This window comes from Proteus sp. G2673, assembly GCF_009915125.1.
In the GTDB taxonomy this organism is placed as follows: domain Bacteria; phylum Pseudomonadota; class Gammaproteobacteria; order Enterobacterales; family Enterobacteriaceae; genus Proteus; species Proteus penneri.
Window position 1 is genome coordinate 238,124 of the sequence record NZ_JAABLT010000020.1, and the last position, 14,008, is coordinate 252,131.

The 14,008-nt window shown below is 36.8% G+C and carries 14 protein-coding genes; 5 read left to right on the top strand and 9 right to left on the bottom strand.

From position 1 onward, the window contains the following. Positions 1 to 108 precede the first annotated feature (108 nt). Together GWI59_RS11140 and ybjG are read right to left on the bottom strand one after the other, a co-directional pair. The gene (locus GWI59_RS11140) at positions 109 to 1,425 is read right to left on the bottom strand and encodes an HAAAP family serine/threonine permease (RefSeq protein ID WP_006537486.1); all 1,317 of its coding nucleotides are present in this window, start codon (positions 1,423 to 1,425) and stop codon (positions 109 to 111) included. 904 nt (positions 1,426 to 2,329) lie between these two features. After that, positions 2,330 to 2,941, bottom strand: coding sequence for an undecaprenyl-diphosphate phosphatase (gene ybjG, locus GWI59_RS11145; protein ID WP_161724657.1), 612 nt, complete (start codon positions 2,939 to 2,941; stop codon positions 2,330 to 2,332). A 237-nt stretch (positions 2,942 to 3,178) separates the two neighbouring features. Here ybjG and GWI59_RS11150 point away from each other — a divergent pair, with 237 nt between their 5' ends. Beyond that, entirely contained in the window at positions 3,179 to 3,604 is a 426-nt protein-coding gene (locus GWI59_RS11150; RefSeq protein WP_109400813.1) for a secondary thiamine-phosphate synthase enzyme YjbQ, read from the top strand. A gap of 254 nt (positions 3,605 to 3,858) precedes the next feature. On the opposite strand, the gene GWI59_RS11155 is transcribed toward GWI59_RS11150, so the two are convergent. Next, positions 3,859 to 4,122: a GrxA family glutaredoxin gene (locus tag GWI59_RS11155; protein ID WP_036912158.1), complete on the bottom strand. Its 264-nt coding sequence runs from the start codon at positions 4,120 to 4,122 to the stop codon at positions 3,859 to 3,861. Positions 4,123 to 4,293: 171 nt separating this feature from the next. Between GWI59_RS11155 and GWI59_RS11160 the strand changes: the two genes are divergently transcribed. The 3 genes from GWI59_RS11160 (at position 4,294) to rlmC (ending at position 6,436) form a co-directional block, all read left to right on the top strand. Next, positions 4,294 to 4,596 carry a YbjC family protein gene (locus GWI59_RS11160; RefSeq protein WP_072062830.1) on the top strand — a complete coding sequence of 101 codons (303 nt, stop codon included), beginning with the start codon at positions 4,294 to 4,296 and terminating at the stop codon, positions 4,594 to 4,596. 166 nt (positions 4,597 to 4,762) lie between these two features. Next, the gene (locus GWI59_RS11165) at positions 4,763 to 5,272 is read left to right on the top strand and encodes a YbjN domain-containing protein (RefSeq protein WP_109400814.1); all 510 of its coding nucleotides are present in this window, start codon (positions 4,763 to 4,765) and stop codon (positions 5,270 to 5,272) included. Positions 5,273 to 5,302: 30 nt separating this feature from the next. Continuing rightward, entirely contained in the window at positions 5,303 to 6,436 is a 1,134-nt protein-coding gene (rlmC, locus tag GWI59_RS11170; RefSeq protein WP_109847514.1) for a 23S rRNA (uracil(747)-C(5))-methyltransferase RlmC, read from the top strand. A 142-nt stretch (positions 6,437 to 6,578) separates the two neighbouring features. Here the strand turns inward: rlmC and artM are convergent, their stop codons facing one another. The 6 genes from artM to GWI59_RS11200 form a co-directional block, all read right to left on the bottom strand. Beyond that, positions 6,579 to 7,247, bottom strand: coding sequence for an arginine ABC transporter permease ArtM (gene artM, locus GWI59_RS11175; RefSeq protein ID WP_115065205.1), 669 nt, complete (start codon positions 7,245 to 7,247; stop codon positions 6,579 to 6,581). Then, positions 7,247 to 7,951 carry an arginine ABC transporter permease ArtQ gene (artQ, locus tag GWI59_RS11180; RefSeq protein WP_006537477.1) on the bottom strand — a complete coding sequence of 235 codons (705 nt, stop codon included), beginning with the start codon at positions 7,949 to 7,951 and terminating at the stop codon, positions 7,247 to 7,249. The genes artM and artQ overlap by 1 nt, the downstream gene beginning before the upstream one ends. A 17-nt stretch (positions 7,952 to 7,968) precedes the next feature. Then, complete coding sequence (artJ, locus tag GWI59_RS11185) at positions 7,969 to 8,703, bottom strand: arginine ABC transporter substrate-binding protein (RefSeq protein ID WP_006537476.1); 735 nt, start codon at positions 8,701 to 8,703, stop codon at positions 7,969 to 7,971. A 14-nt stretch (positions 8,704 to 8,717) separates the two neighbouring features. After that, on the bottom strand, positions 8,718 to 9,446 hold the full coding sequence (gene artP, locus GWI59_RS11190; protein ID WP_006537475.1) for an arginine ABC transporter ATP-binding protein ArtP: 729 nt from the start codon (positions 9,444 to 9,446) through the stop codon (positions 8,718 to 8,720). A 112-nt stretch (positions 9,447 to 9,558) separates the two neighbouring features. Further along, positions 9,559 to 11,016 (bottom strand): DUF2867 domain-containing protein, encoded by a 1,458-nt coding sequence (locus tag GWI59_RS11195; protein ID WP_109847515.1) that lies wholly within the window; start codon positions 11,014 to 11,016, stop codon positions 9,559 to 9,561. A gap of 52 nt (positions 11,017 to 11,068) precedes the next feature. After that, complete coding sequence (locus GWI59_RS11200; RefSeq protein ID WP_072062825.1) at positions 11,069 to 11,971, bottom strand: lysine exporter LysO family protein; 903 nt, start codon at positions 11,969 to 11,971, stop codon at positions 11,069 to 11,071. Positions 11,972 to 12,309: 338 nt separating this feature from the next. Here GWI59_RS11200 and GWI59_RS11205 point away from each other — a divergent pair, with 338 nt between their 5' ends. Beyond that, positions 12,310 to 13,986: an ATP-dependent nuclease gene (locus tag GWI59_RS11205; RefSeq protein WP_109847516.1), complete on the top strand. Its 1,677-nt coding sequence runs from the start codon at positions 12,310 to 12,312 to the stop codon at positions 13,984 to 13,986. The last annotated feature ends 22 nt before the right edge of the window (positions 13,987 to 14,008 follow it).

The window sequence follows — 14,008 nt, forward strand, 5'->3', positions numbered from 1 at the left end:
TAATTCATTTAAAGGCGCAACTGTGTGATTATTAGAATGTTAAGTGTCAGTTTTGAAGTCTAAAGCAATGGCTACTCCCTTTTAAGAAAGTAGCCATTTGATGCTCTATTAGCTCATGAAAGAGTTAATTAAGCTATAGAAAACTGCTGAGATTGCGATAAGACCCATAACTACAACAAATACGTTGCTAATGTGGCCGGCATATTTCTTCATCGCTGGTACTTTACGGATTGCATACATAGGCATCAGGAACAGTAACATTGCGATAATTGGACCACCTAATGTTTCAATCATACCTAAAATGCTTGGGTTTAACGTTGCAACGATCCAAGTTGTAACCAGCATAAACAGTGCAGTGATTTTATTTAAACGATCTTTTTCGATTGTTTTACCTTTTTCACGCAGTGATTTGATGATTAAACCATTGAAACCTTCACGGGCACCTAAATAGTGGCCTAAGAAAGATTTAGTAATCGCAACGAATGCAATGAAAGGTGCAATATAAGCGATAACAGGTGCTTCAAAATGGTTAGCAAGGTAAGACAGGATACTGATGTTTTGTGCTTTTGCTTCTGCTAAGTTTTCTGGTGTTAAGCTAAATACACAACTAAACACGAAGAACATAACAGTGATAACCATCATGATGTGTGCATAAGCTAAAATGCGTGAACATTTTTTCTCTGCGTTTTCGCCGTATTCTTCACGTTTTGCAACAGCAAATGCAGAGATGATTGGAGAGTGATTGAAAGAGAACACCATTACAGGGATAGCTAACCATAGAGTTACTAATAGGCCTTGCCCCATGCCAGACGTGGTTGCGTGATCAAAAGAGAGAGTCTCAAGGATTGCACCATTCCATTCTGGGATCAGATACAGTGCAAGTACCATCAATATTGCAACAAATGGGAATACCAGCACGCTCATTGCTTTAACAATAGCTTGTTCACCAAAGCGAATAATACACATGATACCGACAATCAGGATCAGTGATAAAATTGCACGAGGCGGAGCTGCCATATGCATTTGGTTTACAATAAAGCTTTCTACAGTATTAGTGATAGCAACACTATAAACTAATAAAATAGGATAAATTGCAAAGAAATAAAGCAGTGTGATCAGTTTACCTGCAGTTTTACCGAAGTGTTCTTCAACAACTTCAGTAATATCTTCACCAGGATTTTTACCTGATAACACAAAGCGACACATACCACGGTGTGCAAAGAAGGTCATTGGGAATGCAAGTACTAACATGATCAACAGAGGAATTAAACCACCAATCCCTGCGTTGATAGGTAAAAATAGAACGCCAGCACCGATAGCCGTACCGTATAAACCTAACATCCATACAGTATCTGACTTACGCCATGTTTTGTAATCACCTTGGGTGTTACCCGACGCGATAGAACCAGCTTTGGTTGTATCCATAATACTCTCCGAAATAACGCGGTAAAAAAATAATGAATAAAAATAAGAGCGCAATTGTATTTTCTAGAAACAACTACGGTATAAATTTAATTATGAATAAATGAGTGTATTGAGTACCTGGTGTTATCTCAATATCTTCAATTACTACATATAAATATAAAAATCTTTAACCTTCAAAAGAATTAAGCTCTTTTAAAATTTGAAAAAATATTCAATAAGTTTATATCCAGACTTAAGAGGTGCAGAATATAGTGTTTTTCAGGATAAACTACCGTGATCACCATCTCAAATGCTAAATATAACTGAAAAACCTAAAAATGTAACATTTTTTATATTTTATGTTTTTTGAGGAGAGTTTTAAAACATTTTGAAATGATTTTCCAATTTTAAAGCAAGTATAAAATAAAGCTAAATACTTAAATGTTCACATATTAATGATTATTTTGACGTGTTTTTATTAACTAAAGATTAAATGATTAAAATCAATTGGGTTATTTTTATTTACAATTTAAACATTATATTAACCATTTATCTTGTTGAAAATTAAGAATAAATTATTTTATTTAAATAATGTTTAAAAGTAGACGAAAGAATATAGAAACGATGAAATATGATTATTTATTAATGAATTCCTTTTATTTTATGAAATGAAGATAGCGATATTTCATTTATAAGTAGAATATTGTTTATAAAAAAAACAATAAATTCGTTAATAAATGAGTTGGGTAGGTTGTTATATAACGAATATAAAAGTTTAAATTTGATTAAAATAACAACACATTTAATTTTGGACGATTAATATAATAGTAGAGAATATTTTTATTTATATATTAATATATTGAAGGGGGCTTAAGTTAAATATAAAAAAGACCACATAAATGTGGCCTTTTCGATATTAGAAAGGTTAGGCCTTTGTCCAACCTTTACGAATAGGATAAGCAAAACAGAGTTGATAGAGCTGTTGTACCCATTTTTGGAGTATTTTACCGCCTTTAGACCAGAAGATCTGACAAAGGCCACAAGAAAGTAGAGCAACAATAAAAGCACCAATCATATCGATTGGCCAATGCACACCAAGGTAGATACGTGCCCAAGCAATCGCTAGTCCTAAACCTAGCATGATATAACCAATACGTTTACTGTTATGCCAAAACAGGTAAGCTAAAGCAATAGTGAAAACAAACGTACCATGGTTACTTGGGAATGATGGTGTTGCATCGTGATCAAGAAAGTTGTAGCCAATGTTGGCGGCAAAAGGACGGTCATGAGGAGCAATAGCACCAATCATCCAAGAGATAGAAAGTGCGATACCCAAAGAGACAGCAGCTTTACATACTAATGCTCTTTGCTGGTTAAGATGTTTTTCATTACCCCATAACCAATAGAACACTAAGGATAATGGAAAAAAATAGACAAGGTACTTAGCAATAACTATCGCCGTACCGATTTCTAAAGGAGATGCCGCAGGCGTTGCATTCATTATTGAAAATACGGCTAAATTAAATTGTTCCAGCAAAGTAGGCTCCATACATGTCGTGCTGATAAGCGATGTTTATGATACATAATACGCAAGTTTTTAAGGGTAAATGAGGGAGTAATAAGGGTAAAGTGTTTTTTTCTTATTTAATTGTGCTTTTTTTAAAAGAATTGTCAGTTTTAGATTTAACTGAACTAAAGCACTCTTAAAAAGAGTATTTCACTTATGGTATCGCTCTCACATTGTTCTTTTTTCTTATTATCAACGAGGTATAAAATGTGGCTCCAAAAAAACATCATACTCAAGGCAAGGCCGAGAGGGTTCCACTTAATTACACAGGTATTGATTCAAGAATTACCCGAACTAAGACAATATAAAATTGGAATAGCTCATTTTTTTATTCAACATACATCGGCTTCATTAACGATTAATGAAAATGCCGACCCGACAGTACGAAGTGACTTTGAAAGCTTCTTTAATCAAAGTGTGAAAGAGAATGAAGATTACTATCTTCACACTTATGAAGGTAGTGATGATATGCCAGCTCATATAAAAAGTAGCTTACTTGGGCAAAGTGTCACGATCCCTATTAGTCAAGGTGAGTTGAATTTAGGAACTTGGCAGGGGGTTTATCTTGGTGAACATCGTAATCACGGAGGGGATCGTCGCATTATTGTGACATTGCAAGGCGAGCGTCACTAAATATCAAGCAATAAAAAACCCGACAGTTATTTCACCAAAAGGGTTGAAACTATCGGGCTCCTCAATATTTGGGGACATCAAAGAAAAGCAGTGGCACTAATTCAGACTACGAGTTAGAAAGAAAGTTCGCTGGCTAATGAAAAAAAATAGAATTTTTTTTTAGAAAGAGTGGGAAGATAATGAAAAAATGGGGTGATGCAAAAAAAGAAAGCGCTAAAACATATTGATAAATAATCTGTTTTAGCGCTTTTGAATTAATTATAGATGCCTAAATTTTCTTTAGCATAAGCTTCAAAATCTGTGCAACCACCAATGTGTTTCTCATCAATAAAAATTTGTGGCACAGTTTCAACTGGTTTACCGACAGTTTTAGATAAATCAGCTTTTGTAATTCCTTCTGCTTGAATATCAACATAACGGAAATCGAAATCGTCACGTTTTTCAGATAAAGTTTCAGCCAGTTGTTTTGCACGAACACAATATGGGCAACCAGGGCGACCAAAAATGACAACAAACATACGACACTCCTTATTGAGGAAATAAAATTCAGGCATAATAGTTTCTCTTGGTTGTTACTATGCCTTTTTATTAGGCTAAACAAAAACAGTTATTGCCTTTTAGTGTGATAAATTATACCAATTTGCTGAATAATGAGATAGGACTGCAACACTGCATTTAGCGGAGAAATGATGGAAAAGCCTTCAAATCGAGATATGAAATCACTGTCAGATATGCCAAAACCCATTATTATCATTGAAATAATAGGGATCATTTTATTGGTGGTTGCTTATCTTTATATCAATCAATATATGACCTCTCCGCAGTGGCTAGGAACATATACAGGACAATTAACGCTAGTTGTTTTAGGGGTTATCTGCATGATCCCGCCAGCTATTCATATAGTATGGCGTGCTATTTATCGATTAACTTTTTTAGGGATTGACCATCAATCCACAAAGAGTAAACAGAAAAAAGAGAATAACAATAAGTAGCTATCTGTTTTTCCTCAAAATGTATTTGAAACTAAGAAAATACAATGTGTAAATTGGCTTAATTTTCTTAGTTTTTTTATTTATTAGTGCCTTCAAGATAGAAAAAGTGGCAAAATAGCACCAATGCCAAAAGGCACTCTTTTTTTTGCGCGTAAAGGTTATTTGAATGAACGCTGTTGTGACTACTGATCTGGATCAGCTAAAGTCTTGGCTTGATGAATTACAGATCGCTTATTATGAATGTGACTCTTGTCAGGCGTTACATTTACCGCATCTTCAATATATCAGTGGTATTTTTGATGCCAAAATTGATATTCTTGAAGATGTGCTTGTATTTACCGCTATCGCTGAGCTAAAACCGTCAGCAATAGTGCCATTAATGGCAAATTTAAGCCAAATTAATGCAAGTTCTTTATTTATTAAAACATTTCTAGAAATTAGTGACGAGAACTTACCAAAATTAGTTTTTTGCCAATCATTTCCGGTTGCTGCAGGTATCTCACTTAATCAATTTGACCTGTTCTTACAAAAAGCAGAAGAGCAATCTGCTGAAGTTATCAGCGAAATTTTTAATAACGGTTTCTTGTATGGCGAAAAGCAAGAAAGTGAAAATGAAGATGAAGAAGATGTTGAGATAACTAGCGCATCAACTGACTCCTCCTATACTGTACATTAATATTAATCTCCATAACGGTCACAAAATCTTATGCAATGCGCACGATTTAGTGCGGGTGATTGTCATTCTTGTGAATGGCTTTCTCTTGCTTATTCTGAACAAATCAAGAAAAAACAGCACAGTTTATTATCATTGCTACCTGAAGATTATGCTTTTGATAAATTAACGCCTGTTGAAAGCCAGCAAGCACAGTTTCGTAATAAAGCAAAAATGGTAGTCAGTGGCAGTGTTGAAAAACCAGTATTAGGTCTAAAAACACGAGAGGGAGTGGCTGTCGATTTATGCGAATGTCCTCTTTATCCTGACTCTTTTGCACCGATCTTTTCGATTTTAAAAACATTTATAGCGAGAGCAGGATTAGTACCTTACGATATAGAGCGTCGTCGTGGCGAACTTAAGTTTATCTTATTAACCGAAAGCAGAAGCAATGGCACGATGATGTTACGCTTTGTTTTGCGCTCAGAAAAAAAACTAGAACAGCTTCGCAAAGCACTTCCTTGGTTACAAGCACAATTGCCTCAATTAGCTGTTATCTCTGTGAATATTCAACCTATTCATATGGCTATTCTTGAAGGTGAAAAAGAAACTATTCTGACTGAAAAAACGTTTTTGGATGAATCTTTTAATCAAATTCCATTACATATTCGCCCTAGAGGTTTTTTTCAAACTAATCCAGAGGTTGCTTCATCACTTTATGCTACGGCAGGTCGTTGGGTGAGAGAATTAAATATCACACATTTGTGGGATATGTTTTGTGGAACAGGGGGGTTTGGGTTGCATTGTGCAGATAAATCAACTCAATTAACAGGGATTGAAATTAGTCCAGAAGCGATTGAATGTGCACGTTTATCGGCTCAAGAATTAGGATTAGAGCATGTTGAGTTTCAAGCATTAGATTCAACAGGATATGCATTAACTAAAGAGTCAGTACCTGAATTAGTGCTTGTTAATCCGCCAAGACGAGGGATCGGAGAGGCACTGTGTGGCTATTTAAATACAATGAAACCTCGCTTTATTTTGTACTCTAGCTGCAATGCTCAAACCATGGCTAAAGATATTCAGCAACTTACACACTACCAGATAGATAGAGTGCAATTGTTTGATATGTTTCCTCATACTTCTCACTATGAAGTCCTTACATTATTGGTATTAAAAGATAGCTAAGATAGTTATTAAAAAATAACAGATCAGCGTTAATACATTATTTATTCAGACATAAAAAAACACCCCAAAGTTGGTGTCCAACTTTTGGGGTTAGTTCAAACTGCTGGGGTGTTTTTATATTGACAAGTCGGCTTACGCGCTTTTAATTACGATGCTCAAACTCTAAGGCTTTCTTCTCAATCAATCTCATTAAGAGTGTCAGTATTCCGTTGATACACAGATAAATAATGCCTGCTGCAACAAAAACCATCACATCATAACTTTGACCAAAAACTTGTCGGCTATAACCAGTTAATTCAAGTAGGGTGATAGTACTGGCAAGTGAGGTACTTTTGAATATTAAGACCACTTCGTTTGAATAGGATGAAAGCGCACGCTTAAATGCGTAAGGTAATATCACTCTTGCTGTTTGTACGGGTGACATTCCTAACGCTTGACAGGATTGCCACTGTCCTGATGGAATTGCTCTTACCGCACCATAGAAAAGTAAAGTTGAATAAGCCGCACTGTTTAATGCTAATGTGACCATGGCACAAAACCAAGGTGTTGATAATAACTCCCACATTGTTGGGAAGTTTTTCAACACAGGAAATTGCCCAGGGCCATAATAGATTAAGAAGAACTGTACTAATAAAGGCGTACCAGTAAATAAGGTAATATAGGCTTTTACTATTTGGTTAATAACCGGTGTTTTTAATGCCAAAACAAAAGTCATTAAAACCGAGAGAGTAAATGCAACCAATAGAGCCACAAATGTTAAAGAAAGGCTAGTTGGTAATCCCGGTAAAATATCAACAATATAATCCCACATTATGAGGCACTCCGTTCAAATCGGGTCGTTCTCATTTCTAACCATTTCAGGATATATTGACTGACCAACGTAATTGCCAAATAAATTAATGCAACAATGCTATACCAAGTAAAAGGCTCTTGAGTTCGGTTAGCGATACTTTGTGTTTGTAACATTAAATCATTAACGCTGATTAATGAGACTAAAGCCGTATCTTTTAATAGAACTAACCACTGATTACCTAAACCCGGTAAAGCGTGACGCCACATTTGAGGCATGATAAAGCGGAAGAAAATAGTAATACGGCCCATGCCTAAGGCTTGGCCAGCTTCCCATTGTCCTGTAGGTACTGCTTTTAATGCACCACGTAAAGTTTGGGAGGCATAAGACGCATAAAGAAGTGAAAGGGCGATAACACCGCAATAGAAAGGCAATGATTCAGTATCACCAAAATCAATTTGTAAGGTGAAAGCACCAAGATCAATTCCATCCATTAACATCATGACACCTTGCAAGGTGCCATAATAGACAAAAAGAACCACCAGCATTTCTGGTAGTCCTCTAATTAGTGTTACCCAACATGTTCCTAAGAAAGCAAAGGCTTTCCACCTCGCGGATTCCCAAGCTGTAAACAGCATGGCTAGAACTAACCCGATGATAAGAGCAGAAATAGCAAGTGTGACCGTTGTGACGGCCGCACCTGCTAGAGTTGTTATTTCATTCATTTATTAAGCTATTATTGTTATTCAAACCATTTTTTATAAATGACATCATAGGTGCCATCAGCTTTTACTTCAGCTAATGCTTTGTTTAATTTATCTTGTAAATCAGCATTACCTTTTCTTACTGCGATCGCAAGGCCTGTACCAAAGTAGTTAGGATCTGCAACTTTGTCGCCTACAATACCTAATTCAGGATTCTTTTTCAGCCATTCATTAACAACAGCTGTGTCACCAAAGATAGCCTCGATACGACCATTTTTAAGATCTAATACTGCATTTTGATAACTGTCATAAGGAACAGTTTTCATCTCTTTGTGTTGTTCATTGATGAATTTCTGATGGGTTGTCCCATTCTGGACACCAATTTGTTTGCCTTTTAAGTTCGCAACATCAGAAATTTTACCTTTTACTGTGATAAATACGGCAGAGTTATCATAGTAAGAATCAGTGAAATCAACTTGTTTTTGACGCTCTGGCGTAATATCAATACCCGCCATTAACGCTTCAAAACGACGGAATTTCAGGCTCGGAATTAAACTATCAAATGACTGATTGGTAAAGGTACAGTCAGCATTAATTTTTGCACACATCGCATTGGCTAAATCAACATCAAATCCCACAATTTGATTATTCGCATCAATCATTTCAAATGGAGGATACGTTGCTTCAGTTGCAAAACGAATTGTCTCTTTCTCAGCCGCAGTTGCAGAAAGTGTAATACTGGTCAGAAGTGCTGCAAATAATATTTTTTTCATTGTCTGATCCTGATTTAGTGTGACAAGTAATTAGCAAAAGCTTCCGTTTGTGGAGCAGTGAAACGATAGTTATCACCTTGCTCTATAATACGGCCGTTTTCCATATATACAACTTTGCTCGCGGCTTTGCGTGCAATTTCAACTTCGTGGGTCACAATAACTTGTGTAATACCCGTTTCAGAAAGCTCTTTAATGATATCAACAACTTGAGCTGTAATTTCAGGATCTAATGCTGCCGTTGGTTCATCAAATAAGAGAACTTGAGGCTCCATCATTAATGCTCTTGCAATAGCAACACGTTGTTGTTGTCCTCCAGATAAATGTAGAGGAAAACGCCCTGCATAATCACTTAAACGCAAACGCTCAAGTAATTTCATTGCTTTTTCTTTGGCTTGTGGTTTTGATAAACCTAATACACGACAAGGTGCTTCAATTAAATTATCAAGAACCGTTAAATGTGGCCATAAATTGTATTGTTGAAATACCATACCCACATTTTGGCGTAATAAGCGAATTGCCTTTGCATTAGGCTGTTGGCTAAAGTCAAAATGCAGACCAGCAATCTCTAATTCGCCTGAACGTGGCATTTCTAATAAATTGAGAACTCTCATTAGTGAGCTCTTACCCGCACCACTTGGTCCTAATAGAACCATTGTTTCACCGGCAGAGCATTCTAGATTAATGTCATAGAGCGCTTGGTGCGAACCGTAGAAACAATTTATGTTTTTTAATTGAATACTCATGCGTTTTTTTTGAATAGTCATCAACTGTTTCAAATAATAAAACGGTAAGAATAATTATGCAACTAAAACTGCATAATAAAGTGGTTTCTTTATATAAAAATGGGTAGTTTAGCTATTTTTTCTCACCGTTAGATGAATTTTTATCCAGTTTATAAGCGTTAATACTTATTGTTTTAGCCATACCTTTGAAAATAAATAAGTGCGCGGGCATCATCGCGAACCAATAAAGTAATCCACTAAATCCTGCTGGGTGCCACCAAGCACGAACATCTATTGAACGAAGATTACCACTGTCGTGGATTGTGAAAGAAAGTCTACCTAAACCGGGCGCTTTCATTCCAAATAATAGTGTGAGCTGTTTTTCAGGCTCAAGTTTGATCACTCGCCAACCATCAATCATATCGCCAAGCACTAATGTTTCTCTAGAAGGGCGTCCGTAAGTAACTTTATTTCCAGCGATATCATCCATAATGGCGCGTATTTTCCATAACGCATTACCATAAAAATAGCCTTGTTTTCCGCCGATTTGTTGCACTGTATGCCAAAGCGATGCTGCGCTTGCTGGTGTGGATACTGTATAACCTGCATTTTTAGGGTAATAGCCATAGCCAGGTTTCCAACGACTACGAACAGCAGGAGAGTAACCCCAATCTTTGTTATCTAAAGCTGCTGCTTCATCAGCGAGTGTTTCTTTTACTGCATCATCAAATTTAATTAGGGTTTGAGGAATAAGTTTACGTAATGGTTCATCATTGGCTGGGAGATCGTATTTAAGCCCTTGGATCAGCTCTTTGGCAATAGAGGTTGGCACAGAAGTGATCATACTGATAAAGCCGGCAGAAATAAGACTGCCGGGCATCGGTAGCGGGATTAATACGCGTTTTTTACCTGAGATTTTAATAAAACGCTCAAAAAGGGTTTGATAGCTAATATATTCAGGACCACCAGCATCAAAAATACGGTGTTGATGAGTGGGATGATGAATAATTTCAGTTAAATAGTGAATTAAATTTTTGAGCGCAATAGGGGAAGATTTAGAACGAACCCAACGTGGTGGTGTAAGAATAGGGAGGTTGTAAACCATATCACGCATAATCTCAAAGGCAGCAGAGCCTGGTCCGACAATCATTGAGGTGCGAATTTCGGTCACGGGAATAGTGCTGGTTCTTAACACTTCTCCTGTTAGTTTTCGGGCAATAAGATGAGGTGAATATTGTTGGTCTTTATGTTGTAACGCACTTAAGAAGATAATTTGTTTAACATTACTGCCTTCTAATGCTTCCACAACATTGATTGCCGCTTTACGCTCTTGCTCAATTAAATTATGTGCATCGCTCATGCTATGAACAAGGTAATAAACAATATCAGTATCATGCATGACTTTGGTTAAGGTTTCAGGATCATATAAATCGACAAAGATACAGCGTGTATTTTCCCAACCTTGAGACATCATCCAGTCTACTCGACGGGCACCTGCAGTGACCTGATGACCTTGCTCTATCAAAGCTGGAATAAGATTTTGACCAATATGCCCACTTGCACCAAGTACTAATACACGCTGTTGATTCATGGTTAATCCATTGTAAAAAGAGAACGTTATCGTTCTATTGTTACTGATTTTTCTATGAAGTAAAGAACGCCATTAAGATTGGTGTGATTAAACTTAAAACAAATCCATGCACAATAGCCGCAGGAACGATGGCAACACCGCCGCTTCTTTGTAAAACAGGTAAAGTAAAGTCCATGGAAGTTGAACCACAAATCCCTAATGCCGTGTTTCTATATCGATTAACAATGATAGGAATAAGCATAATTGCCGCTAATTCACGCATTAAATCATTGAAAAATGCAGTACTACCAATAACAGGACCAAATGCATCGGTAAGTACAATCCCAGATAAAGAGTACCAACCATATCCAGATGCAATGGCTAATCCCATTTTCATCGGCAACCCTAGTAAATAAGCAGCTAAAGCACCACCTGCAAGCGCACTCACCCCCATGACAACAGCAACGGTTGTTCCTCGGCGATTAATTAAAATTTGTTTTGGGCTCATTCCGCTATTACGTAATTGTAATCCGACTAACCACAGCAAGAAGATAAGCGCACCTTGGCTAGCATGAGATGCATAATGAAAGATTGACCAGCCCGTTAAGCCAACAAAAAAACCGACAACAACGACACCGCATAATTGTAGTGATTCAAGTACCATTTTTATGCGTGATGGGGGCTTAGATTGCTTATGTGCAGGGACATGCCAAGGATCTTTTTTATCCAATAGCCATAAAAATAGTAAATTTGCACCAAAGGTACATAAAAAGAAAACGCTGGCATAAGCAAGAATAGAGACTAAATTTTCACCAATATTATCTAACATGGCTAAACTGACGCCCATTAGAAATAGGATAACGTAAACCATCGCACTAAGTAGGCGATTTGCCAGATGAAGTAATGGGCGATTGTTTAACTTAATCAAATACCCTACAAAAAGTGGCAGTAGGATAATCAATAACCCTGATAACATTTCTATTCCTTACTGAGTGCACTCAAATTATAAAATAAATTAATAACGCTGTCTTTATTATAACATTTACTTATGTTGTTGTGGATACAGAAGCTGAGATAAATCTAAAATTTTTATTGAAGCCATGAGCCTAACATGTTTACCGATAAGTGGCTTTAATTGTTTGAAAAGCGAACGATTTGGGTATATATCGAATAGTTGAGTAAATTTTATTACGACACTCTTTAACTGTGATTTAATGAAAATATTCATTAAGTGAAATTATTGGCAGATTAAGCATAAAATTAAGATAGAAAGAATAAAAAAACATAGCTTAGTCGTAACTAACGAGGGCATTTATGTATTTAGAAAGAGTGGAAATTGTTGGATTCCGTGGACTTAATCGTCTTTCATTACCTCTTGATATGAATACAGTCTTAGTGGGTGAAAATGCGTGGGGTAAAAGCTCATTACTTGATGCGTTAACACTCAGCTTGGGTATTGAAACCTATCAATATGCATTTACACCCGAGGATTTCCATCGTTTGCCGAATGAGTTGGAAGAAAATAGTAAAAAAAGTCTACAAATTATTCTGACATTTACTGAATCACGCCCTGGACGACATCGTTCTTATCGTTTCCATAAAATAGCGCCTGTATGGGTTACAAATGGTGATGAACTAAAACATATCTATTACCGTATCAGCGCTGAATTAGATGAACAAAAGAATGTAAAAACATTCCGCTATTTTCTGGATAAAGAAGGAAAGCAAATTCGCTTACCTAATGGACAAACTCAAGAAATCATTGCAGAGATAGTTAGGCTTTATCCTGTTCTTCGCTTACAAGATGCGCGTTTTGTTCGTGATCTTGCCTCTGACGTTATCGATCCTCATAATAATCCTCACCGAGAAGCGTTTAATAATAAAATGAGTGAGTTAACCAAAGCGTTAGTCAAAAATCCTGATGAGTTGTCAGATGATGATTTACGTGAAGGCCTTGATGCAATGCAACAACTGTTAGGGCACTATTTTGCAGATCACGGTTCGTTGTTGTTTAAATCTCGCCCTCGCCATCGCAAGGTTAACGAACCTCATGTACGTGGTTGGCACGCTTTAGAAAATATTAATAAAGTACTGGCAAAACCCAATCAAAGAAGTATTCGATTAATTATCTTGGGGATGTTCTCTTCTATATTACAATCTCGTGGTAGTGCTGCGTTAGATCCTTATGCAAGGCCTATTGTAATTGTTGAAAATCCAGAAACGCGTTTACATCCTATTATGCTTTCGGTGGCTTGGGGATTACTCAATCTTTTCTCATTACAACGGATCACAACCACAAACTCAGGTGAATTGTTGTCACTTGCACCATTAGAGAGCGTGTGTCGTTTAGTGCGTGATACCGATAAAGTTGCTGCTTATCGTGTTGGGGAGCAGCAACTACATTCTGATGAAGAGCGACGTATCTCCTTTCATATTCGTTATAACCGACCCTCTGCGTTATTTGCGCGTTGTTGGTTATTGGTTGAAGGCGAAACAGAGATTTGGTTAATGAACGAATTAGCAAGGCAATGTAATTATTTCTTTGAAGCGGAAGGAATAAAAGTCATTGAATTTGCTCAATGTGGACTTAAGCCATTATTAAAGTACGCAACCTATATGGGTATAGAATGGCATACCTTAGTGGATGGTGATGAAGCGGGTAAGAAATATGCCGCTACCGTTAAGGATTTTGCGTTAAAAAGCAATGACGCAGAGCGTGATAGATTAACGAAGCTCCCGGCATTAGATATGGAACACTTTTTATACAAAGAAGGCTTTCGTAATGTATATCATGATGTAGCCGGTGTGCCAGATAATGAAAAATGGCCGACTCGTCGAGTGATTATTAAAGCTATTCAACGTTCATCAAAGCCAGATCTTGCACTAACGGTGGCTAACAATGCAGCTCAACGCGGAATAGATTCCATCCCTTCCATACTAAAAAGTATGTTTTCTCGTGTTGCATGGCTTGCAAGAGGTAAGGCGAATTAGTTCGGATTCATTACACTTGTGT

Bases quoted from the DNA above. Each gene is read 5' to 3' on its own strand.
- GWI59_RS11140 (WP_006537486.1), bottom strand. From the start codon at position 1,425: ATGGATACAACCAAAGCTGGTTCTATCGCGTCGGGTAACACCCAAGGT.
- GWI59_RS11150 (WP_109400813.1), top strand. From the start codon at position 3,179: ATGTGGCTCCAAAAAAACATCATACTCAAGGCAAGGCCGAGAGGGTTC.
- GWI59_RS11155 (WP_036912158.1), bottom strand. From the start codon at position 4,122: ATGTTTGTTGTCATTTTTGGTCGCCCTGGTTGCCCATATTGTGTTCGT.
- GWI59_RS11160 (WP_072062830.1), top strand. From the start codon at position 4,294: ATGGAAAAGCCTTCAAATCGAGATATGAAATCACTGTCAGATATGCCA.
- GWI59_RS11165 (WP_109400814.1), top strand. From the start codon at position 4,763: ATGAACGCTGTTGTGACTACTGATCTGGATCAGCTAAAGTCTTGGCTT.
- rlmC (WP_109847514.1), top strand. From the start codon at position 5,303: ATGCAATGCGCACGATTTAGTGCGGGTGATTGTCATTCTTGTGAATGG.
- artM (WP_115065205.1), bottom strand. From the start codon at position 7,247: ATGTGGGATTATATTGTTGATATTTTACCGGGATTACCAACTAGCCTT.
- artQ (WP_006537477.1), bottom strand. From the start codon at position 7,951: ATGAATGAAATAACAACTCTAGCAGGTGCGGCCGTCACAACGGTCACA.
- artJ (WP_006537476.1), bottom strand. From the start codon at position 8,703: ATGAAAAAAATATTATTTGCAGCACTTCTGACCAGTATTACACTTTCT.
- artP (WP_006537475.1), bottom strand. From the start codon at position 9,446: ATGAGTATTCAATTAAAAAACATAAATTGTTTCTACGGTTCGCACCAA.
- GWI59_RS11195 (WP_109847515.1), bottom strand. From the start codon at position 11,016: ATGAATCAACAGCGTGTATTAGTACTTGGTGCAAGTGGGCATATTGGT.
- GWI59_RS11200 (WP_072062825.1), bottom strand. From the start codon at position 11,971: ATGTTATCAGGGTTATTGATTATCCTACTGCCACTTTTTGTAGGGTAT.
- GWI59_RS11205 (WP_109847516.1), top strand. From the start codon at position 12,310: ATGTATTTAGAAAGAGTGGAAATTGTTGGATTCCGTGGACTTAATCGT.